The organism is Atopobium sp. oral taxon 416, from assembly GCF_018128285.1.
In the GTDB taxonomy this organism is placed as follows: Bacteria; Actinomycetota; Coriobacteriia; order Coriobacteriales; family Atopobiaceae; genus Olsenella_L.
In genome coordinates, this window is record NZ_CP072380.1 from 1,945,007 (window position 1) to 1,967,332 (window position 22,326).

The window sequence follows — 22,326 nt, forward strand, 5'->3', positions numbered from 1 at the left end:
CCCCCCCCTACTGATACGCTTCCACAAAGGTCCACACGACTTGATCGCCGTCGTGCAGAGTATAGCCGCCGGAGCCTACATCCGGCTCAATCCCGTTCACACTGTAGACCCAACCGGTATGCTTACCGGCAGAGACACCGTTGATACCGGTAACATAGATCCCCATAGAGGTCATCTGGGACTGTACAGAGTTCCCACTCGCCTGCAGGGCATCCCACACGGTTGAACCCTCCGGGATTCGTACCGTGCGGCTCGTCGTACCTCCCCCACCGTATGAACCATCAACCTGGACACTCACTGAAATGGTCCCGTCATTTTCTCCTGAGGAGGCATTTCCTCCATTATTTGAAGACCCTCCATTATTTGAAGAAGATGTCGTGCTTTGTGATTGCTGCGCCGAAGAGCCTCCGGTAAGCAGACTACCCCGCTCTGAGCTCTGAGAGCCGGTGCCAAAGGCATCTTGACTCCCTTGGCTCTGTCCGTTCTCAGAGGAGGTCCCATTTGTCTGTGCTTCGCTCTGCTGTGCCTCCGTCGTCTCGGCTTCTAAGTCTTCCTCATCCACGTCCGTGGTAACCGGAATTTCGGAGCCATCAGGCAGCGTGATCGTATGGCCTTTTTGCTGCGCGATTGAATCGTCGCTGAGCTCCTTATAAGTTGCCCCTGAGAAGGTATAGCTATCGCAAACATCAAGGATATCGTGCAGGTTGTCGGCAATCGTGTCAGCAAAAGTACCCTGCTCGATTGCAAAGCGGACCGTACCCTCAGCATTCTCCGCAATCCAGACCGCAGAGACCTGTCCACCTGCGCTGTCACTCAAAGCATTTGCGAGGCTCTGGGTACGTTGCGCAGTGAGGAGGGCCATCTTCTTGGCTTCATCCTCTTCATTCTGCTCAATCCAGACTTTATTGTTGTCTATCGCAATCGTGACGCTGTCCGGATCAACTGAGACATCCTGTCCATTGACTGATAAATTCTGCAGCGCTGAGCGTACCTGATCTTCAGTAACGCTCACCTGTTGTTGCTGCCCTGCCTGGGTAGGTTCAGTCGTCTCGAGTGAGGCACCGCCTTGACCTCGGGAGGCAAAGATGAAACCCACCACTGAGGCTGCGATGATCACAATCGCCAGAATGATCAGTCCACGTTTGGGATGCGGATTTTGTTGGGGCTGCTTGTCAACCTTGTCGACGTCTTCAGGTTCCTGATTCGTGTTGTGAACTATATAGTCATTACTCACGCATGAGTCCTTTTCTTATTTGAATTGTGGAATGCAGCAATCAGAATAATAACGCCTGCGATAATCCCGATGATCGGGATCACAAAGCCCGGCAGAGACGAATTCTCGGAGCTGCTCACATCGCTGCCAGCGTTGTTACTCTCGCTATGGCCGTCAGCCTGTTGGCTGTTGCTAGTATTCCCATGCTGGCCGAGCAGGCTTCCGGAGGTTCCAGCGGAATCTTCTTTCTGATCGCTTGCCTGCTGTGTCTGCACAGGAGCTGCACTGGAAGAAGTCACGTTGGCATTACTGGCAGGAGATCCGATTGCAGCGGATGGAGCGCCAAAGAACACTCCACCTCCAAAGCCTCTGGGATTCTTCTGTACTAGGATGAAACCGTTACCCATAGGTGCCTGGCCATCATCTTGGTTCTCAGATCCACCAGCATTGTTGTTATTTCCACCCGGTTGTGAGTCGGTTGAGGAACCCGAATCAGTTGCATTCTGCTTCCACTGCGCATACAGCGTGGCACCGGAGGCAGGTAAGCTCTGTCCGAGCGGCGACTTACCCTCTTTATCAAACGACCAACCAGTAAAGGTATATCCTTCACGGTGTGGAACGGGCAGATTTGCAATACAGTGGAGTTTTACACGGGCAATTGAGTCTATAGAGCTTCCATCCTGTGCGTCAAAGAAGACCAGCCCACTCGTTCCTCGCTTCAAGGCAAAGAGATAACCTGAATCATTTGTGTAATAGAGCGTGCCATCCTTACCCAACACTGGGGAAGCGGTACACCAATTCTGATAGATTTTGTCCTGAGGGACATAGAGCGTGGAGGAAGGACCGAGCATTCCCTCACGGTAATGGACAACATAGATACCTCCTGGGCGATAGTTGAGCGTCACATAGATGGAAAGATCTGAGCCGCTCTGTACCACGAGCGGAGTCGATTGGACCTCACCCTTCCCCACGTCGATCACCCGCACTGCGGAGGAAGCGTCTGCGGCATCGATAGCAGCTACAACGCCAGTTTGACCTCTAAGACCTCCCACAAAGACAACCGTCCCTGCAGCAACCGGAGAAGATGTGGACTTGTTCGCAAAGTGGACTGAGCGGACCTCAGAAAGTTTCCCCTTTTGTAGCTTGAGGATATGCAAGGTACCAGCAGTATCTGAGACCGCAAACGTATCATCGGAAACCTTGCCTATAGTGGAGTTGATTGAAGTACCTAAGGAGACCCGAGAAAGCTCCTTCCCGTCCTTCCCATCGAGCAGATACACATTCCCAAGTTGGTCACCGATTATGAAGGTATCGTCGACATGTACGGCGCCGCACCAGTAGAACCGGTCGCGAGCGATCACTTTGTGCCAGCGATTTTCACCGTTAAGGTCAGTGCTTACGAGAATGCCGGTCTCATCCTCACGACTTGAATAATCGATATCGCTGAAGGCTGTCAGAATACGTTTATTCCCAACGCTCACAGAGCTCAGAGCTTGCAAGTTCTCGAAGCCATTCGGGCTCAATGTCCCTTTCGTATCAAGCCTCGGTGTACACCACGCAAGTTTTAAATCGTTAGCAGTATAGGCACGAAGGCTGCCATCATCGAACGGAATTACGATAGATCCATCGACGTAGGCAGGACGGCAGAAATAGGAGTAGTGGTTCGCAATCTTGACGGATTGCTGCAGCTTTCCAGTCTTCTCATCAATTTTCATGAGGTTGCCATCCCCCACCATATAGATAGAGCCACCGGCAATGATCGGATCAGATGCGCCCATTCCTACATGGAAAGGCTTATCCCAAGCAGGTTTCACATCATCCGCGTCAGGAGCTGAATCCTCGACCACCGCTTGGCTGCTGCCGCCGTTCGCAAAGCCTCCCCAATCTGCTTTGACTGAAGAATCAGGCTTGGCTGTTGGGTCAACCTTGACCGGATTGTCTCCAAGGCTTCTGGCATCTGGTGTGCTCTCAACGCCGAAGGTAGAGTAGTACCAGACAATGGTGGTACCTTGCGAGAGATCTATTGAGGACATTCCCTCCTGGGATGGTTTCCCATCAAAGAAGAGCTGCCAATATTTGCCAGAATCATTGTCAAATTGGTATACCTTCCCGTCGAAGGGAGAAGTGATTGACTTGAGGAACGCCCCATAGGTACTGCTTTCTTGGATATCGGCAGTAAGCCCAGCTTTACCAAAGGTGATCTTGGTCAACTCTTCAGCAGTATGCGTCTTCCCATCGCTATATTCAACGCTCTGCGTCTGTAGCCAGTCCGTATCGTTTCCCACGGCGTCAGGACCGATCACTTCGATCGTGGCCGTGATTGGGTCTGTATCAGGGATATCTGCTGCGCTTTTTGGTGTTTCGGGTACCGTAGCTTGCTCAGGCGAGGTGTCCTGCGCCGTGCCAGTACCATTAGTTACTGCCTGTGCTTGTGAATCTGCTTGTACGGGATCACGTCGCACTTGCTCTGAAGATTCGACGTTTGAATCCTGTGCACTTGGCTGTGCAGTGTTCTTCGAACTGTCAGCGGCGTCGGCCTCAGTATGGCTCGGTTCAACTGTTGTCACATCCGAAGCTGCTTGGGACTTCGACGGCTTCGCAATGGAGCGCGATACGGGTTCGGTTGTTGCCACATCCGAAGCTGCTTGGGACTTCTGTGTATCTGTCTCAGCCAAAGCTGGTAATGGCACCATACTCAGACAAAGCGCTACGCTGACAATCCATGCAGTAACAGCCTGTCCCCGTCCCGGACGCCTGCTACCTACCCCCCGTTTCATGTCTTCTTCTCCTTTCCCATCAAAGGAGAGAGGCATCACAGATACCTGGATGGCACCACTGTGCCCATCCCGCTACTTCCTGTGATAAGTCTCCTTCCCCCATGCCCGGTCAGATACAACTTACAAACGCTGAGGCAGGTCTCCTGACTTAACAAGTAGAACTGAAAGCTTCAGTCCCCTGTTCAGACCCCTTCTCAGGCAGATGCCCAATGGGATTGCGTCTGAACATAGCTCGCATCACAGTAGTGGCGGCTGTGTCGGATTCGCACCGGCTTCCCTTTTAATCACGTGCAGCGAGTGCACGTGAACCACAACGTCTCACGGTTTTTAACCCTCCAGTATAGAACACTGGATATTCTATTCAAGGGGTCTGTCTAGCGAGAATGTAAGATCACTTGGTATGGTCTGCCAGATATCCCACCTGGGGCAGCTGCTCCTTGTGGGCAAAGACCAAGATCAGGATACCGATAATGAAGATTGGAATGGAGAGACATTGCCCCATCGTGAGCCAGTCAGTACCCAACAGATACCCCAGCTGCGCATCGGGAAGACGGACAAACTCAATCAGGAAGCGGAAGATTCCATAGAGCAACATAAACGTACCGATAAAGGTACCCCGTGAACGTGGAGGACGCTTTCTGCTCAGGGCAAAGAGGACAATAAAGATAACGAGACCTTCGAGGATCGCTTCATAGAGTTGGGAGGGATGCCGGTAGACGTGGCCACCATTCTCAAACATCACACCCCAGGGCAGATCAGTCGGCTTACCCCAGAGCTCGCCGTTGATAAAGTTGGCGATACGACCAAAGAAGATGCCGATCGGAGCACCGCACACCGCTATGTCCGTCATGCTCATCGTTGAGATATGCAAATGGTGGCAGACGATACCGCCACCGATGAGTGCTCCGACGAACCCCCCATGGAAACTCATGCCACCCTCAGAGAAGGCAAAGATCGAGGCAGGATGCGCCAGGTAGTAGCCTGCGCCGTAGAAAATTACATAGAAGAGGCGGGCCCCCAAGATCACGCCGAGCGCCGCGCCGATCATTATGGAGAGCAGATCGTCGTCGGTGATATTGAGCTTCCAGCGTTTGTTGAGGGAGCGGATCACCAGGTAGGCACAGATAAAGCCTGCAAGGTAGGCGATCCCGTACCAGCGAATCGAGAGTGGTCCGATCTGGATTGCGACCGGATCGAGATGTTGGTAGATGTCATTGAGCCACATGAGGTACCTTTTCTTTGCATAAAAAATCGGAGGCTCTCGGCCCCCGATTGAAGTGACGAGCGTATTTTAGTTTACATCATTGCCTGCACGCGCGTGACACCGGGTACATGCTCCTTCAAAATGCGCTCGATTCCCATGGACATATCATAGGAAGAAAGCGGGCACCCCGCGCACGCCCCTTGCATCTCCAGGGAGACAACACCGTCTTTATCCACATCGACGAGCTCAATGTCACCGCCATCTGCCTGCAGACTCTGACGGATCACATCGATAGTCGATGACAGCAATTTCTTATCGACAGCCACGAGAACTCTCTCCTCTCTTAACGACGCTCAATTCAACGCATCGTTTGGGGTAGCCACACTACCCTCACCTGTGTTTGAAAAGATAATACCCCTCTCTGGCTAGCAATTACAGAAAAGTTTGCCAGAGCGGGGCCGCATGGAATCTTTCCGTTTAAAACTAGCCAATTCCGACGAAAAGATGACCTGAGTTGGCGCCCTGTTCGCGTAGTGCGACAGCTCTACCCGCCTGCGCAGCATGTACCGCGCGGACAACGCGCGCGACCGCAAACTTGGTTTCCTGTGGAGTCAGAAGCGTTGCATCCGCCATAAATCTTCTCATGCCAACCTGGTAGAGCTCCGGAATCTGTGGAGTAGCATCGAGCGGATTTGCCGCATAGAGGTGACTTCTGCCCTGAAGGTTTGTCCTTACCGGCAGTTCCTGCCCGTCGATATCCTTGAGCGAGAGCCGCTCCTGCCGAAGCTTGCAGTGCGCACAGTCGTGGATGCACTGGTCCGCTACCTGCAGAATGCAGTGTTCGCTCGTCATTGCCCTTGTCCTGCCTGAAACGACAAGCCCACAGGGAACCGAAGCCAGCTTAGTGAGGGCCTTGAGCTCCTCTAAGGTGAGCTCCGGCGAGAACCAGAACCCTTCTGCTCCCGCCTGCTCAAGTGCTACCAGGGCAGATTCATTGTGCACCGGGATCAGCTGGCGTACTTCGGCGAGCGCACCGCGTTCCTGCGACAACGCAAGCTCAGAGACATTGCCGACAAGCACCCGCTTACCCGGCTGTATCGCCGGATCGATCCGTGTATGGTCCATCTCGCGACACACTTCATCTGCTATCGGGATTATGCCTTCGGGCCACTCCCCCTGTGTCAGATCATCAGTCCTGACAAAGAGGACGTCTGCCCCCGCTTTAAGCGCGGCTTGAGCGCACTCAGGTGTAGCAACCGTAGCGGAGATTTCTGCCTCAATAGGGCCCACACTGAGGGGATCTTGAATATCATGAGTACTCCGTACTTCACGCAACCGTTCCTGTATTCTCCAGGCATGAGGGACCAAAGCAGTGTGTTCTGCCCGGCTCGTATAGGGCTTCAAAATGTTGGCAATCAAAGCCTCACAAGCCTGTGCGCGCACCTTGTGCACTGCAGAGAAGCCCATACCGCAGCCAGGATCGAGCTCACAGCTCACTTTCGTAGGCTCAAAGGGAGTCTGTCCCATCCGACAGACATGCTCGATCAGCTCTTCTTTAGCCACCGCTTTAGTGCGTGCCTTTTCCACAACAAAACCTTCAGCAGTGGCAGTGATGCCGTCCTCCGTCGTGAGCGTCACGCGGAAGGGTTGCCCCAGGTGGGCGGAGATCTCCACAGAGACTGGGCGCTTACGGGTGATCTGTTCATGCAGCGCCTCCTGCGCTTTATCAAGTGCACTCTTGGAGCGGATCACTCGAACCAGCGACCCCTTCTCAATCACCCGTGTCGTCTTGACCTCAATGTCGGTCCCTGCCGGCGCGTCGTTGCGCGCATAGGCAGTCAGGAACTGTGAGGGATTATCCTGGGGTCTGATCTCGAGCAAGTCACCCTGCTGGACCGGTTCATTCAGCTTAATGGTCACTGAGGCCTGGGAGAGATGTCGATTGCGGCGGCGTCCCCCATTGGAGCCACCCCTTCTCACGAGGGTATCCTCCAGGCGGTGGGAGTCTACAACCTCCCCTACGAGCTCGCCCCGGTTGTTGGAGCGAGCGTAGCTCATCATCGAATTATCGTGGATGCCTCTGAGGTAGCCGTCGGTAAAGCCCCGGTTGAAGGACCGTTTGAGGCGCCGCTTGCGCTGCGCTTCCTCCTCAGCAGTAGGCTTTCTGTTGCTATCGGCGTCATCCAGCTGTGCTCGGTAGGCACTCGTGACTGCATAGACATAGTCCGGGGCTTTCATACGTCCCTCGATCTTGAGCGAGGAGACTCCGGCCTTCTCCAGCTCCTTCAGGTCATCAAAGGTGCAGTAATCCTTCGGGCAAAGGGCACGGGTGTTGCCCTTGGGAGAACGGACCTTCCCGTCCTCATCCACCAAGGTATAGGGCAGCCGGCAGGGCTGCGCGCACATACCACGGTTGGCGGATCTGCCACCCGAGAGACTTGAAAGCATACAGAGGCCAGAATAGCAGAAGCACAGAGCACCGTGCCCAAAGACCTCAAGCGGCACGCCGACCCGCGCGATCGTCTTCATCTCTTTCAGGCTCAGCTCACGGGAAAGCGTCACCCGGGTGACGCCGAGTTTCCTGCACCACTCAACGCCCCGGGCGTCGTGCACATTGGCCTGCGTCGAGACATGGACCTCCATCTCGGGCCAGGTGCGCCTGACTTCGGCAATCAAGCCCCAGTCCTGAATGATGAAGGCATCGGCACCGAGCAACCAGGCACGGCGGATGACTCCTAATACCTTGGGCATCTCTTCAGTTTTGATTACGACGTTGACGGTCACATAGACTTTGACGCCCACGAGATGGGCAGCCCGGCAGGCAGCTTCGAAACTCTCGTCGTCGAAGTTGTCCGCATTGCGCCGGGCATTGAAATCGTTGCCGAAGCCACAGTAAATTGCATCGGCACCCGCAGCCAGGGCAGCTGCAAACGGCTCAGGGCCGCCTGCCGGGGCAAGCAGCTCTAATGGATGATTCTCAGCCATTTAGACAAGCCTTGCCCAACGCTTTTTGCCGGACTGCAGGATGGTCTGACCCTGGAAGAGTGAGGGGTCGACGTTGTAGAACTTCGGAGCAATCTTCTTACCATCAATCTTGACGGAGCCTCCATCGATCAGGCGGCGGGCTTCACCGGTGGACTGGGCGATCTTCACATCGACTAGAAGCTTTGCCAGATACACCTCTCCCCTACCGTTGACAGCAGCCAAGCTCACCGGAAACTCCGGGATATCCTCAGGAACCTCATTGCGCTTGAACTGCGCGTCGAAGGCCTCCTCAGCTTTCTTGCCGGCACCGGAGCCGTGATAGAGGTCGCAGATGTTGCGTGCGAGCTCACGCTTGAGAGCATACGGATCAGCAGTGCCCTCTTTGAAGCTCTGATCGATCTCGTCGATGCAGTCGATGGAGCAGGTAGAGCACAGTCTGAAGTAAGTCGGGACGAGCTCATCTTTGATGGACATGAGCTTACCGTACATATCGTCGGCAGGATCGGTGAGACCTACATAGTTCTTATAGGACTTGGACATCTTCTTGACGCCGTCGAGGCCTACCAAGAGCGGCATGGTCAGCACCACCTGCGGCTCCATCCTCTCATCGCGCATCAGGTCACGGCCTGCAAGCAGGTTGAAGATCTGGTCGTTGCCTCCCATCTCCACGTCAGCCTTGACCATCACGGAATCGTAAGCCTGAAGGACTGGGTAGATGAACTCGTGCAGCGCAATCGGAAGCCCTGCCTCATAGCGCTTGTGGAAATCCTCACGCTCGAGGATGCGTGCGACGTTGAACTTGGATAGCAACCCCAAGAGCTGGTCCAGCTTCATCGGCTTGATCCAGTCCCCATTGTGCACGATCCTGGTCTTCTCCGGATTCAGGATCTTCATGGCCTGTGCCACGTAGGTCTTCGCATTTTCGTTGACCTGCTCCTCCGTCAGCGGCGGACGGGTAGAGTCACGGCCTGAAGGGTCACCGATCAGGGCGGTACCATCGCCGATGATCAACGTGACGTGGTGCCCCAGATCCTGGAACTGACGCATCTTGCGCAGCGGCACTGCATGGCCGAGGTGCAGATCCGGACTCGTCGGGTCGACGCCCAACTTGATGTTCAGCGGCTTGCCCCGCTTGAGCTTCTCTTTCAGCTCATCCAACGGCACGATCTGCATGGTGCCCGAAGTGATAACTTTCAGCTGTTCGTCGACTGGCGGCATAGTGTATCTCCTCTATGTATCGAAACCCCACGGCTATATAGGCTATATATTTTGCAGTGATCTAGCATACCGCAATTTCAGATCGTGCCAGTCTGAAGAGACCGCCACCGCTGAACTACATCTGATTTTGGGTTTTGTTTCAGCGATGTACACACCTTCAGCACTTTTCAGGCACACGGCACTAAACCTGATCAGTGAATCAAACGTGTGGATATATAGAGCTTGTTAAGGCCGGATCACCGCACCTAACACGTACCATTGTGCCTGGTGAGGCGTTCGGGTACCACGTAGGAGTGTCAGATCCGCCCGGTGCTAAATTGGGTCTCAACCATCGTTTACGCTTTTGATATAATTCTTTAGGGTAGCTTCCAAACAGATGTTCTAGGCTGGAATTTCCTTTGGGAGCCTCTCGTACAGAATACCTACAGAAAAGCACTATTTACGTGAAGTGACTGAGGTATGCCGACCCTCCCTTTTGGAGTCTTGTGAACATTCCATATAATAGTTGGTATCTATATGGAAGGGGAACTTCATGGGCATTCGCACACGGCGCGCTCGCAAACATTCTAAAACCCATGCCGTAGCTCTTAGCATTGCCGGCATCTTCGGTTTTATCGCGCTGCTTCTGATCGCGCTGGCGATCTCAGGTACACAGCTGGTCAACTCCTGGCTTCAGGACTTGCCAGACTACACCTCGGCTGGTGCGTACCTCTCATCTGAGCCGACTGAGATTTACGACGCAAACAACACCCTGATCGCTGAGTTCTATCAGCAGAATCGCAGAAACGTCGACGAGAACCAGATCTCCCCCTACGTGCTCAAGGGCATCGTGGACACCGAAGACATCCGGTTCTATCAGCACAACGGCGTCGACCCCCAGGGCATTCTGCGTGCTGTAGCAGTCCAGCTCGGCGGCGGATCCGAAGGCGGCTCCACTATCACCCAGCAGCTGGTCAGAAACACGGTCCTCTCCGATGAGCAGTTCGACTACTCACTGCGCCGTAAGGTCCGTGAGGCCTATATCGCAATCCAGATGGAAAAGCAGTACACGAAGGATCAGATCCTCACGATGTATCTGAATACCGTGTATTTCGGCCACTCCGCTTACGGTATCGAAGCAGCTTCCCTCACCTACTTCAATAAGCACGCCAGCGACCTGACCCTGTCTGAGGCAGCCACGCTCTGCGGCCTTCCACAGTCCCCTTCGACCTATGACCCTACCCAGAACTACGATGCGGCCCTTGACCGCAGAAACACTGTCCTGGACCATATGCTTACTGCAGGCGATATCTCCCAGGAGGAGCACGACGCCGCACAAGCTGAACCGATCACGATCAACGAGGGCTCAGTGGGTATGGACTCAAGCGGCACCTACCCCTATTGGACAGACTATATCCGCGACCAGCTCTCCCAGGACTTCGACCAGGACACCATCTACAAAGGTGGCCTGCGTGTCTACACGACGCTTGACCCGAACATGCAGCGGGCAGCCGAGACCGCAGTCGCAAACCAGATCAGCTCGAGCGGTAACTCCCGCCTCGACTCTGCGCTGGTAGCGATCGACCCTCAGACCGGCTACATCAAGGCTATGGTCGGCGGCAAGGATTACAACTCCGACCAGTTCAATGTCGCAGCCTACGGTGAACGTCAGCCGGGTTCCTCATTCAAGACCATCACCTTAACGACGGCGATCAACCAGGGCATGAACCCCAATATCGTCCTGAACTGCAACTCCCCGCAGCAGGTCACCCCGACCTGGTGCGTTGAGAACTACCACAACAACCAGTACGGCATCATCTCGCTCGCCCGTGCAACGGAGCTCTCCTCCAATACTGCCTATGCACAGGTGGCGGTCACGGTTGGTGCCGACAACATCGTGCAGACCGCAAAGGATCTCGGTATCGACGAGGACATCCCCGTCGTCCCCTCCATCACCCTGGGCGCGGCTGGCGTTCCGCCCCTGCAGATGGCTGAGGCCTATGCGACTCTCGCTTCCGGTGGCGTCCACAGAAACCCGGTCGCGATTACCAAGATCGAGGACAGAAACGGCAATTCCGTCTATGAGCACCAGGACGACGGTCAGCAGGTTGAGGACACCTCAACCACCTGGGCAGTCACCCAGGTTCTCGAGGGTGTGGTCCAGAACGGCACCGCTGCGCAGCCGCTGAGAAGGCTCTCGATCAACCAACCGGTCGCCGGCAAGACGGGCACCTCTGAGAATGACCGTGACCTGTGGATGATCGGTTATACCCCAAAGCTCTCTGTGGCGGTGTGGTGCGGTTACAGAAACGATAACGGCGACATGGTCACCATCAACGGTGCTGAGGGTTGGCCAGGCGTCAGCTCGGTTCCTATCTTCGTCAACTTCCTGAACACTGCACTCGCCAACACCCCGCGGCAGGAATTTGCGACGGCAGCGGCGCCGAACTACAAGGACAACTCCAGCTGGAGCATCGCTGTGAGCGGCGGCAGCTCTTCGAGCAACTCCCGTTCAGGAAAGTCGAGACGGTCCAAGACCTCCACGACGACATCCAACAACCAGGATTCAAGTTCGACCACCGAGCAGACTTCTGCGAACGCGAACGCGACCGAGACAACGGCGTCCTCGACGACCGAGCAGAATACTGACCGGACTACTACGACCGAGCAGAACACTGACCGGACTACTACGACCGAGCAGAACACCTCAACGGAAAAGACGACGTCCGATACGACGAATACGAACGATAACAACAGCGGAGCAGAAGGCGATTAGCTGCAAGCAACACCTGATAGCAGTGGGTCCCCCATGTATTTGGGGGAGCCCACTGCTTATCGCCTATAGCGTAGTGCTAATCCTTCTCTCGGCGCGGTAAGCACAGCTTCTTGATGATCACCACAGAGCGCTTGGCGTCCTCAATGGTGGGGGCGACGACCAAGACCGTATCCGTTGCCTGCAACGGACCCCACCTCTTTGGGCAGCTGTGCCGCATCGACGGCAGCTGCGACGCCCGGAGCAGTACCGGGCTACGACTTGATCACGACCAGATTGTTTGCCCTGTGGATCTTTGTCACAAATTCGGGCACCATGCGCTGCAGATGCGGGCCTTCAGACAGGACGCGGACGCTTTCTGACAAATTTCTCAGACCCATATCTGAACACACGGCTGCCTGAGTGCAATCAAAGCCCTCGTTTTGCAGCGCTTTTACTGACGCTCGCTGGGTACTGATGGATTGCGTCCTCTCAATCTACCTGACAGTATCTCATCGATCACTGTGTCTCTCAACTATGATGCCTCGCTGTCTCCGCAGATAGAATACAAGAACGTGCACCAAATATTTACAATATACAGATCACTTTGCGCTTTTCTTTATTCTACCTGACTCATTCGCATGTATGAAAATTATCTATCGATACACGCGTGACGGTAGGCACAGAGCGTGGGCAGCGCCGATCACCCTCCCACATCGGTGCCTCAGCGTTGCGAAAACAGATGTTTAGGAGTGTATACCAAAAAAACAGACAGCACATGATTGTGCCAAACAAGCTCCCCGCTTGCGGTCAGAAAAAATCCTTTCGACTTGTCCAGTAACTCGCTGCCAGACCATAATTGACCTGACGCCCCTGTCCTTCCAATAGCTCCAGAAGGGTTGCTCTATGTCTATGAGCACACGCCTGGTATAGACATACCTGCCTCCTGCAAGCTTGCCTGAGAGCGTATCCTTCTTCTTCCGCTCAGAATGCCTTACCTGCTCTATCCACAGAAAGCAGGCAAGACAAGTACCCCAGCCACTTCGTAGAAGACCCCATGGAAGAAAAGCAGGAACTCGCACAGCCTTCGCTGCATCGCATTGACGAGGTCGAGCGCATCGTGCACGGCCTTCTTCGCCACGCTCGCTGTGTGCTTGAAGACCCCAAGCGAGGAGAGCCACGCGCGCATATCCTGCATGGTCGTCAGTGGCGACCCATAAGCTGTCGACGATACCTGAAAGGGCATCTGTCAGCTTCCCGTCCTCGGGCCTGCCCCTGCCGCAGAGGATGGCATATTCGTCGCTTAAGTCATTTGCGCAGCACTCCACGCAGACCTTCTTGTTCTATATGCCACAGCAATGCACAACATGGCCGTGCGTGTGCGCCTCCCTCAGCATCTGGATGTTCGACCTTATCCCTGTTGCCTGTAAGCGACTCGTCGAGATAGATCCCGATCTTTTGGCAGGACACGGAAGGTCCATACCTGAAGGCGCCAAGAGCGGCCTGCATCACCTCGAAGAGCCTCATGCGCATGGAACCACGGTGTCCTTAAGGCTCACATGGCAGCTGTCGGCAAGCTCCCTTAAGGGACATGCCTGCAAGCGTGCCCTTTGCATATGCGGCCCATGTGGCGGCCGTGGGCTTGGACATGGCCAGGACAGATCTTGTCTTTACAAAGAAGGTCTTGCCTCACGAGCAACACTTCCATCTCTTAAGGACACACGCGTCGTGGCCCTTGCAGTAGAAGCTGAGCGATTTGCACCTCGGGCACCTCTTGGGTGTTCCCGCAAGTGCAGAGCCTACCATCTTCTTGGCTATGAGCGCCTTCAGTCTCTCCAGGAGCTTGCACTTCTCAGAGATCTCCATCTTTTCGATCTGCTGCAGTATCATTGGATCCATCCGGGCCCTTCGATCCTCGATGTTTTTGTTTGACGACATACATTGTAGGCAAAGGCCCGGACACTTTTGGGCCCTTCTCAGGTCAATTATGGTCTAACAGCGAGTCTAGTGAAAAGAACTGCGTGGGCAAGATCGTCACGGCATATGCGCCCGCATTGGTGCAAATGACCGCATCGCCGCATTCCAAATGCGGACACCGGATGTCCTCCGTTATATAATCAACTGTTGTGCACAGATTACCGATCAGCTTCACAAGCTCTGAGGGACCGCCTTCCTGTAAAGTATAAAACCATTAAGTGTATTCTTCAGGATAAGGTAGGTTTTACCGTGCGATACTTTTCGATCCATCACCTCAGTTGCATAGTATCCACTTTGGCGCACTGCATGCCTGCCCACCCCAATCATAGTTCTTGTATCAGGATGTGCCCTCCACTAGTGGTCAAGTGCCTGTTGAAATCCTCGTCCCAGCTCGATAAGTATCTAAGGACGTATCCTGCGCGGTATACGCGACGCCCATGCCAGACCCCATGTTAACGAAATCCAGTCCTCTGCAGACGCACTCAAATTTCTCCACAGGTCTAAACATCCGTTGGTAATGCGCAGCCAACACAGGCTCACGCAGCTCTTGGCTTTTCAGGTGCCTGGAATGCTGATCGCCTTGATATGTTCGCACGCATTGTCCTCAAGAAACGAAAGCGTCCAGTCTTCATCGATGCCAAATTTTGGCTCTTCGCTGTTTCTAGTGGGTAGCGTATGCCAGCTGCCTCTGGGCTGTGAAGTCCAGACGGCCTAGCCTGAGGAAGATCATCGTCCTGAAGTAGGCAATGCTCCTGAAGCCCCTGGCGATGCTGCGGACTGACTGGACCACCGAGTTGAAGCCTTCCAGGAACGAGTTGGTAGATCCCCTCTTCCACCAGTTCAAGATCCCCTCCCGCTCCTTCCTGAGGGTCCTCGCCACGCTCTTCATCTCGGCCACGGCAGAGTGCGCCATCCACGAGCAGAGGCGCTCTGGGGCCCTGGCCGCCGATTTTCTGTCTGCGCATGAATAGACGTCCTGCAGTGCCTTTGCCATCTGGCAGGCGCGTGCCTCCCTGAGATGGGTCTTCGCAGGGTCGAGCTCCTCCCTCTTGGCGAGCTGGCGCTTTGTGAGCGACTCCTTCTTCTTCAGCCACAGGTACTTCGTCTGGGCAAGCTGCCTTGTGCTTCTCCGCCGACTCGCGCCTCTCTTGGCACCTCACAGGGTCTGTCGCCCTCATCAGGAGCTGCACCACATGGAAGCTGTCCACGCTCTGTGCGGCCTGGGGCATCTGCGCCGCCACGTCGAGCGAGTATGCCTCGGCCATATCGCGCGTGACCTCTAAGACCTTCGTGCGGTCCCCTCCCGTGCTCTTTAAGCTCGGCGCAGAGCCTGCCTAAGGCCCCCTTGTCTCTGCCTTGCGTGACGGCTATGGCACGCTGACAGTCGAGGTTGGCCATGATGCTGATGTAGCTTTGGTTGCGCTTGCGGGCGGTGTCGTCTATGCCTACGCGCACGACATCCGAGTAGTCGGCGGCATCCCTCGCCTCGTCGACGGCCTTGCCCAGCAGCCTCCATATGCGCGTGGGCTGTCTCGTGCACCAGATGCGCTATCGCGGAGACGCTCATTCCCGAGAGCGTCATCACGATCACCTGCGCCTCGAAGAGCGCCGTGAAGTGCGTCTTCGGCCGCACCTTTCAGGGCATCCTTGTGGCATGCACGCCGTCTTTGGGACAGTCCGCCCTGGGCGGCGCGCAGTGCACGATCGTATCGCATTGCCAGATGCTAAGATGCCACAAGGTCCTCTCGCGCGTGTCACAGGTGCCGCACATCCTGTGGCATACGGGGCACTCGAGCGCCTGGCCCTCCTGTGCGCGACCCTCACATGGAGCTCGTCTTGCGCTTCCTCGCGCTTCTTAAACCAGACGCCCGTGACCTCCCACTCGTCCTTAAGCCCCCTGGGACCTCTTAAAGAGCCTTGCTAGCATCCCTGCCTGAACATCCATATCGCACCTTAGGAACGCAGCCTCCTGTCGGGGAAAATCCTACCGTTTAAAGGCCACGCCCTCAAGGGGATGCAGAAGTGCTACCCACTAGAAACAGCGAAGAGCCCAAATTTTGACGGCAGGCCCCCTTCTCTGAAAAGGAAAAATTCGGATTGATACACAGGCCAACCGGTATCGTCACCCCAACCTGCTCTGCAACTGTCTCAATTCTCTTGATCTCGTATCCTGCGCCTGACTCTGCATCTCCTGATCGAGCATAGGTGCGCATCACCGTTTAAGCCCCTGACCGTTGGCGATAGTACATACCCTTCATTCTGTCCTCTACCGCCCTCATTGTATCCAATACGGTCCTCACCCTTTGTTCTTGATCCCTCTGAATCCTCAAGGCTGAGCCAACCCCAGTGTGCTCTGTATTGACAGCGATGACAGAGATTGAGGGAATGAATCGCGTGAGAGTGGTTCAGGTCCTTTCAGGGACCTCTACGGCGATGCATACAATCATGATATGCTTAATCAGACGGAAACAACCACAACCGCTTGTGTATGTGGCACAACGACCTACAAGGGATTCAGGTATGCCATACTCTGATCGAGACTATAACAGCTATCCGCAACATTACGACCGGTATCAGCCACAGCATGCCCAGCGAAATCGATCAGGCAATGGCTCTAGACGCCGCCGGCAGACCTCACAGACCCATCACCGCTCACACTCACAATATTCAGGGCATCGAGGTGGACACAACAAGAGGCGCCGCCCACCACGGCGCGGGTACTACGATCCTCGGCACAATAACAACCATACGCTGCAGCTCATCATCATCGTCGCCCTCATTATTCTGCTTCTCTTCGCAATCGGCAGCTGCATGCGCTCGATAAACATGGCACAGACCCGCCAGGATCAGCAGCGACAACAGGAGGAGGAAGAGCAACCGAAAGAGAACCCACAGGATTCCCGGGTAGCCTATGGGGCGGATGAGAACATCACCAACGAGCTCTCCCCCGTTCTCGACCGCAGCGAAAAGCTCCAACAGATCGCTCAGAACGCTACGTCCTATCCTGATGACCGCATCATCGAGCTGGCAGTCAATGAACCTGCCGCAATCGACTTCGTCGCACAGTATCCCCGGGCAAACAAGGACACTTCAGGCTACACCGGTACGGTCACCCAGGGCACCTATCCTGCGCTCTACGACTGGGATACGAGCTGGGGCAATATGGACTACGGAGACTTACCGCTCGGCGTTTCAGGCTCCGGCCCCACAGCCCTCTCAATCGCCTACATGGGACTTACAGGCAACTCAGATCAGACTCCGGCTACCATCGCTAACCTCGCCCTGCAGAACAGCATGGCTACCGGGGATTCCGGCACCTCCGCTGACTTCTTCACGCAGGATATCGGGGATTTAGGCCTCACCTGTACCGGCATCGATGCAAACAAAGAAAGCATCACGAAGTACCTGGCTGCAAACACGCCGATCTTGGCTGAAGTGAAGGCTGATACCTTAACAACCACCGCACACTGGATCCTGGCGACCAACGCAGACAAGAATACCGGAGCGGTCACCGTATTTGACCCGACCTCCACCTCCGTCTCCTCACACGCCTGGGATCCGGGCACGATTGCGGCCTCCGCCGACATCGTCTTTATGGTCAAGCAGGCAAGCGCCGACCAGGCAACGCAGGGCCAAAGCGACCAAGCCGCTGCGACAAACCAACAGAGCACAACCACACAGGGACAGAGCGCCAAACAGGGCTCCACGCAGTAGGCCCACTGCCTCGGTGCCTCGGGCACCAGAAAACGTATCCCTGGCTGCACAATGCCTTTCCCCGAGTGGGAAGGCATTTCTCATCTCCATCGGATTACAGCTGCGTTGCACAAAAGGAGCCGCCTGAGTCTTGCAAGACCCAGACGGCCACCTCCATACACACTGTATAGTGTGACGTGTTACTTCAGGATATTCTCTGCTGCACGCTGGAGCTTGGAGCGGATGGACTCTGCCTCAGTGCGGGCTGCACCCTTGCTGAACAGATATGCCTTGACCTTCGGCTCGGTACCGGAAGGACGGAAGATAACCTTGTTGTCGCCCTCGAGTCTGAACTCGATAACGTTCGCAGGCGGCAGCTTCTGCGGAGCCTCTTTCTGCAACCCGGAGACGCGCGGCATCTCGACACCCTTAGCGAAGTCGGTGACGCCGGTGACCTTGTAGCCTGCGATCTCCGCCAGCGGATGCTCACGCAGGTTGTTCATGATCTGAGCCATACGTGCCGCACCGGACTCGCCCGGGAAGCCAGCGTTGACGGTACCGTTAAGGTAGTAGCCAAACTTCTTGTAGAGGGCCTCCATTGCCTCGTAGAGGTCCATGTCGCGGTCTGCATAGTAGGAGGCCATCTCAACGCACATCTCGACGGCGACAATTGCATCCTTGTCGCGTACGTGCGTACCGACCAGATAACCGTAGGACTCCTCAAAGCCCATCAGGAAGCGGTCTTCTTCGCCCTCAGCCCTGAGCTGATCGATCTGGTCGCCGATGTACTTGAAGCCGGTGAGGACGCGGCGCATCTCAAAGCCATACTCACGGGCCAGAGCATCCGGCATCACTGAGGAGACGATCGTGGACACGGCGACCTTCTGCTTCGGATCCTCGCCGCGGTCCTTTGCCATCTTGCACAGCCAGTCCATCAGCAGAACGCCCATCTCGTTGCCGGTCAGGAGCTTGTACTCGCCGTCGTGCGGGATTGCGGTACCCATACGGTCGGCATCCGGGTCAGTTGCGACAACCAAGTTCGGCTTGACTTTCTCAGCCAGATCCAGCGCCAGCTGCAGCGCCTCACGGAACTCAGGATTCGGGTACTTGCAGGTCGGGAAGCGGCCATCCGGCTTTGCCTGCTCGGGGACCACCGTCACGTTCTCAACGCCGATCTCCTTGAGGATACGGCTCACACACTCCATACCGGTGCCATTGAGCGGCGTATAGACGATTGAATAGGACGGATCCGCCTTGAATCCGGGGATGGAGACCTTCTTGACGGCTGCGATAAAGGTATCGAGGACCTCTTCCGGTGTCCACTCGATCAGACCCTGCTTCAGGCCCTCATCGAAGTTCATCATCTTGACGGCGCCGAACATCGGGGTCTTAGCGATGGAAGCGGAGATCTCGTCTGCAGCCTCATTGGCGATCTGTCCGCCGTTGTCGTTGTAGACCTTGTAGCCGTTGTACTGCGCCGGGTTGTGGGAGGCGGTCAGTACGATGCCGGCCGAGGTGTGGAGATAGCGGACCGCGAAGGACAGGGTCGGTACCGGCTCAATGCGCGGATAGACGTAGACGTGGATGCCGTTAGCAGCTAGGACACCTGCAGCGACCTTCTGGAAGTCCTCGCCCTTGAGGCGGGAGTCACGCGCGATTGCCAGCGACGGCTTGTCATAGTGGGCGTTCAGATAGTTTGCGACGCCCTGAGTCGCCTGTGCCACAACGTAGACATTCATGCGGTTGGTGCCAACGCCGAGCGTGCCGCGAAGGCCTGCGGTGCCAAACTCAAGATTGCGGTAGAATGCATCGTTGAGCTTATCGTCTTCTTTATCTGCGATAAGCTGATCGAGCTCTTCTTTCAGATCCGGCTCAGCGCAATTCTTCTGCCACTCTTCCACTCTCTTCTGAACTTCAGGTTCCAGCATCAGGACTCCTCCTCAATTCAGGGTTACAAGACTTGTCTCAGGCATAGGAAAATCGACGTGTCACTTCTATACCTACCTGTTTTCCTTTATACAACTATAGAGGGGTCAATGGGGCTGGCGAATCAGCTACCATCGCTCAGCGGGCTAACCTGACGCATAAACGCAATCGACTGGGTAGCAATGCCCTCCCACACGCTCTGTTCGCATTCCTTGCTACAATACAGTGCAATGATTTTTCATGAGACCGGCATGATACGTGCGGGACAATGAGGTGAGCAATGGAATTTTATGCGACCTGCCCGGCAGGCTTTGAACAGCTTTTGGCCCAGGAACTGCGCTCCTGCGGTATACACACTGCACGGCCACTCCAGGGACAGGTAGCATTTACCGGGACCCTTGAGGACGGTTACCGCGCCTGCCTCTGGTCAGGGCTGGCCTCCCGTATTGTAGCGGTGATCGCCCGCGTCAAGGCTTCCACTGCAGACGAGCTGTACGAGAGTCTCTCTCAAATCCCCTGGGAAGAGCACATCCCCACAGACACCCGTCTTACAATCGAAGCGCATGGCACCACCGCAGAGATCAGAAACACGCAGTATCTGGCATTAAGAACGAAAGATGCTCTGAGTGATCGGATCTTCTCCAAAACCGGCATCAAGATCCAAACCGATACAGCGCGCCCAACCCTGCGCGTAGCGATCCGCTTGCAGAAGACGCATGCCACGATCGGGATCGACCTCACCGGCGAAGCGCTCTTTAAGCGGGACTATCTGCCTAAGCGCTCCGCCCAGAACACCTTAGTGCCGCTGCGTCCCGACTATGCCCGGGCACTCCTCGACACCGCTGGGTGGTTCCACACGGTCCGCCACGACAACCCAACGCTCTTTATCCTGTTCAGTGGCGCCGGCACGATCGCGGCAGAAGCCATCAGACAGGCACAGGACAGAGCCTCAGGGCTCGACCGCACCGCCTGGGGATTCACGGGTTGGCTCGGACACCAGGAGTCTGTCTGGAACGCACTTGTGAGAGAAGCCCAGGAACGCGCTGAAGCAGGAGCTGAACGTACCGTTAACCTCATTGCCTTCGACACACGGCCGGAAGCAGGACTTGCGTTACAGCAGAGCCTGACACGGGAAAACCTGCAGGCAAAACCAATCTTCTTCAGACCACAGAGGGTAGCGCATGGGCTCGAGAAAGCGCTCACCTATGCCCACAACCTCAACTGTGTAGCAGACCTGTCCTGGCTCGATCCGAATGCGAAGGCATCTTGTGTGTCCACCTTGCTGCAGGCCAGACAGATATTCACCTACGTGCCCTCAGATACTGGCTGTGCCGTACTCTCCGCTGAAGCGGATCTCTCAAGCATCATGGGAAACAATCCTACCTCAGAGCAGGAACTGCTCCAGGGCAACCAGCACACAGAGCTCAGTGCCTATACCTTACACAACAAACCGGATACCAAAACAGTGCGCCTCAACGACGGCACGACCCTACCGGCCTTTCTCGATAACTCCCAGCAGTTCTCCAAGCGCTTGGAAAAAGTGTCAAAAGCACGCGCGAGGTGGGCTCAGCGGGAGGATGTGAGCTGCTATCGCGTCTACGATGCAGATCTGCCTGATTACTCCGCCTCAATCGAGCTCTATCAGGGACTGCAGAAGGGACGCTGGCTCCAGATCTCCGAATATGTCGCCCCGAAGGGCATCGATCAGGACCTGGCACAGCAGCGTCTCTGGGATATGGTGACGATCGCACCACGCGTCCTGCATGTCTCTCCGGAAAACACCTACCTGAAGCGCAGAAAACGCGCCAAGGGTGGCTCACAGTATGTGGATCAGGCAAAGAAGACGCCACAGCGCATCTATTACAGCCGGAAGAAGGGCATTTTGCTCCCCGAAGGCTCCCACTTGATCGATGAAGGAGGGCTCACCTTCGAGGTCAACTTCACCAACCACCTCGACTGCGGCATCTTTTTGGACCACCGCGATACCCGAGCGATGATCAGAGAGATGGCAAAGAAGACGAAGGGCTCAAAGCGCTTCCTGAACCTCTTTGCCTACACCGGTACCGCAACCTGCTACGCCGCAGACGGCGACATGCACCACACCACCTCGGTGGATATGTCAAAACCCTCGCTTGCTTGGGCCAAGCGGAACATGGAGCGCAACGGGTTCACCGGACCCGATCACCAATATATTCAGGCAGACATCTTACAGTGGATCCATGAGCAGCGCCGCACTAAAAACCGCTGGGATCTGATCTTCGCGGATGTCCCGACCTTCTCAAACTCCTCCCGGATGCACCACAGCTGGGATGTGCAGCGCGACCACGCGGAATTCCTGATCACCCTCTCCCGCCTGCTCACGCATGACGGAATCTGCGTCTTCTCCTGCAACCTCAGGAGCTTCAAGCCGAATGTCGCCGCGCTTGAGAAGGCGGATGTCTCAATTCACGATATAACCCCGGACACGATCCCCGACGATTTTGCCCGCAACCCCAGGATCCACCACTGCTACTTGGTCCGCCATATCAAGCGCTAACCTCGCACACCATACTTACGAGAGAACAGGCCCGGATACCCCACGTGAGGCATCCGGGCCTGCTTT

At 55.6% G+C, this 22,326-nt stretch carries 13 protein-coding genes, 1 pseudogene and 1 riboswitch; of the genes and pseudogenes, 3 read left to right on the top strand and 11 right to left on the bottom strand.

Translation table 11 applies throughout. The annotated features are described in order from the left end of the window. Positions 1 to 7 precede the first annotated feature (7 nt). The 6 genes from J4859_RS10185 to tyrS form a co-directional block, all read right to left on the bottom strand. Positions 8 to 1,234 (bottom strand): DUF4430 domain-containing protein, encoded by a 1,227-nt coding sequence (locus tag J4859_RS10185; RefSeq protein WP_212329592.1) that lies wholly within the window; start codon positions 1,232 to 1,234, stop codon positions 8 to 10. Beyond that, entirely contained in the window at positions 1,231 to 3,846 is a 2,616-nt protein-coding gene (locus J4859_RS10190) for a PQQ-binding-like beta-propeller repeat protein (RefSeq protein ID WP_212329593.1), read from the bottom strand. The genes J4859_RS10185 and J4859_RS10190 overlap by 4 nt, the downstream gene beginning before the upstream one ends. 259 nt (positions 3,847 to 4,105) lie before the next feature. Beyond that, positions 4,106 to 4,318, bottom strand: a riboswitch (cobalamin riboswitch). A gap of 63 nt (positions 4,319 to 4,381) precedes the next feature. After that, positions 4,382 to 5,215: a prolipoprotein diacylglyceryl transferase gene (lgt, locus tag J4859_RS10195; protein WP_212329594.1), complete on the bottom strand. Its 834-nt coding sequence runs from the start codon at positions 5,213 to 5,215 to the stop codon at positions 4,382 to 4,384. Positions 5,216 to 5,286: 71 nt separating this feature from the next. Further along, positions 5,287 to 5,520, bottom strand: a complete 234-nt coding sequence (locus J4859_RS10200; RefSeq protein ID WP_212329595.1) for a NifU family protein — start codon at positions 5,518 to 5,520, stop codon at positions 5,287 to 5,289. A gap of 157 nt (positions 5,521 to 5,677) precedes the next feature. Further along, positions 5,678 to 8,179, bottom strand: a complete 2,502-nt coding sequence (locus J4859_RS10205) for a U32 family peptidase (RefSeq protein ID WP_212329596.1) — start codon at positions 8,177 to 8,179, stop codon at positions 5,678 to 5,680. Further along, a complete protein-coding gene (tyrS, locus tag J4859_RS10210; protein ID WP_212329597.1) occupies positions 8,180 to 9,397 on the bottom strand; it encodes a tyrosine--tRNA ligase in 1,218 nt (405 codons plus the stop codon). A gap of 532 nt (positions 9,398 to 9,929) precedes the next feature. On the opposite strand from tyrS, the gene J4859_RS10215 reads away from it, so the two are divergent. Then, a complete protein-coding gene (locus J4859_RS10215; protein ID WP_212329598.1) occupies positions 9,930 to 12,152 on the top strand; it encodes a transglycosylase domain-containing protein in 2,223 nt (740 codons plus the stop codon). Between the two features lie 979 nt (positions 12,153 to 13,131). Here the strand turns inward: J4859_RS10215 and J4859_RS10225 are convergent. The 4 genes and pseudogenes from J4859_RS10225 to J4859_RS10240 form a co-directional block, all read right to left on the bottom strand. After that, a complete protein-coding gene (locus J4859_RS10225) occupies positions 13,132 to 13,269 on the bottom strand; it encodes a hypothetical protein (RefSeq protein ID WP_212329599.1) in 138 nt (45 codons plus the stop codon). Positions 13,270 to 13,817: 548 nt separating this feature from the next. Beyond that, positions 13,818 to 14,027 carry a hypothetical protein gene (locus J4859_RS10230; protein ID WP_212329600.1) on the bottom strand — a complete coding sequence of 70 codons (210 nt, stop codon included), beginning with the start codon at positions 14,025 to 14,027 and terminating at the stop codon, positions 13,818 to 13,820. 82 nt (positions 14,028 to 14,109) lie between these two features. After that, positions 14,110 to 14,280 (bottom strand): hypothetical protein, encoded by a 171-nt coding sequence (locus J4859_RS17745; RefSeq protein ID WP_212329601.1) that lies wholly within the window; start codon positions 14,278 to 14,280, stop codon positions 14,110 to 14,112. A 486-nt stretch (positions 14,281 to 14,766) separates the two neighbouring features. After that, positions 14,767 to 15,370 (bottom strand): annotated as a pseudogene (locus tag J4859_RS10240) (transposase). 1,255 nt (positions 15,371 to 16,625) lie between these two features. Here J4859_RS10240 and J4859_RS10250 point away from each other — a divergent pair. Continuing rightward, positions 16,626 to 17,819, top strand: coding sequence for a hypothetical protein (locus J4859_RS10250; RefSeq protein ID WP_212329603.1), 1,194 nt, complete (start codon positions 16,626 to 16,628; stop codon positions 17,817 to 17,819). A gap of 179 nt (positions 17,820 to 17,998) precedes the next feature. Here the strand turns inward: J4859_RS10250 and J4859_RS10255 are convergent, their stop codons facing one another. Next, the gene (locus tag J4859_RS10255; RefSeq protein ID WP_249113592.1) at positions 17,999 to 19,726 is read right to left on the bottom strand and encodes a phospho-sugar mutase; all 1,728 of its coding nucleotides are present in this window, start codon (positions 19,724 to 19,726) and stop codon (positions 17,999 to 18,001) included. A gap of 278 nt (positions 19,727 to 20,004) precedes the next feature. Here J4859_RS10255 and rlmKL point away from each other — a divergent pair, with 278 nt between their 5' ends. Next, entirely contained in the window at positions 20,005 to 22,260 is a 2,256-nt protein-coding gene (gene rlmKL / locus J4859_RS10260) for a bifunctional 23S rRNA (guanine(2069)-N(7))-methyltransferase RlmK/23S rRNA (guanine(2445)-N(2))-methyltransferase RlmL (RefSeq protein ID WP_212329605.1), read from the top strand. The last annotated feature ends 66 nt before the right edge of the window (positions 22,261 to 22,326 follow it).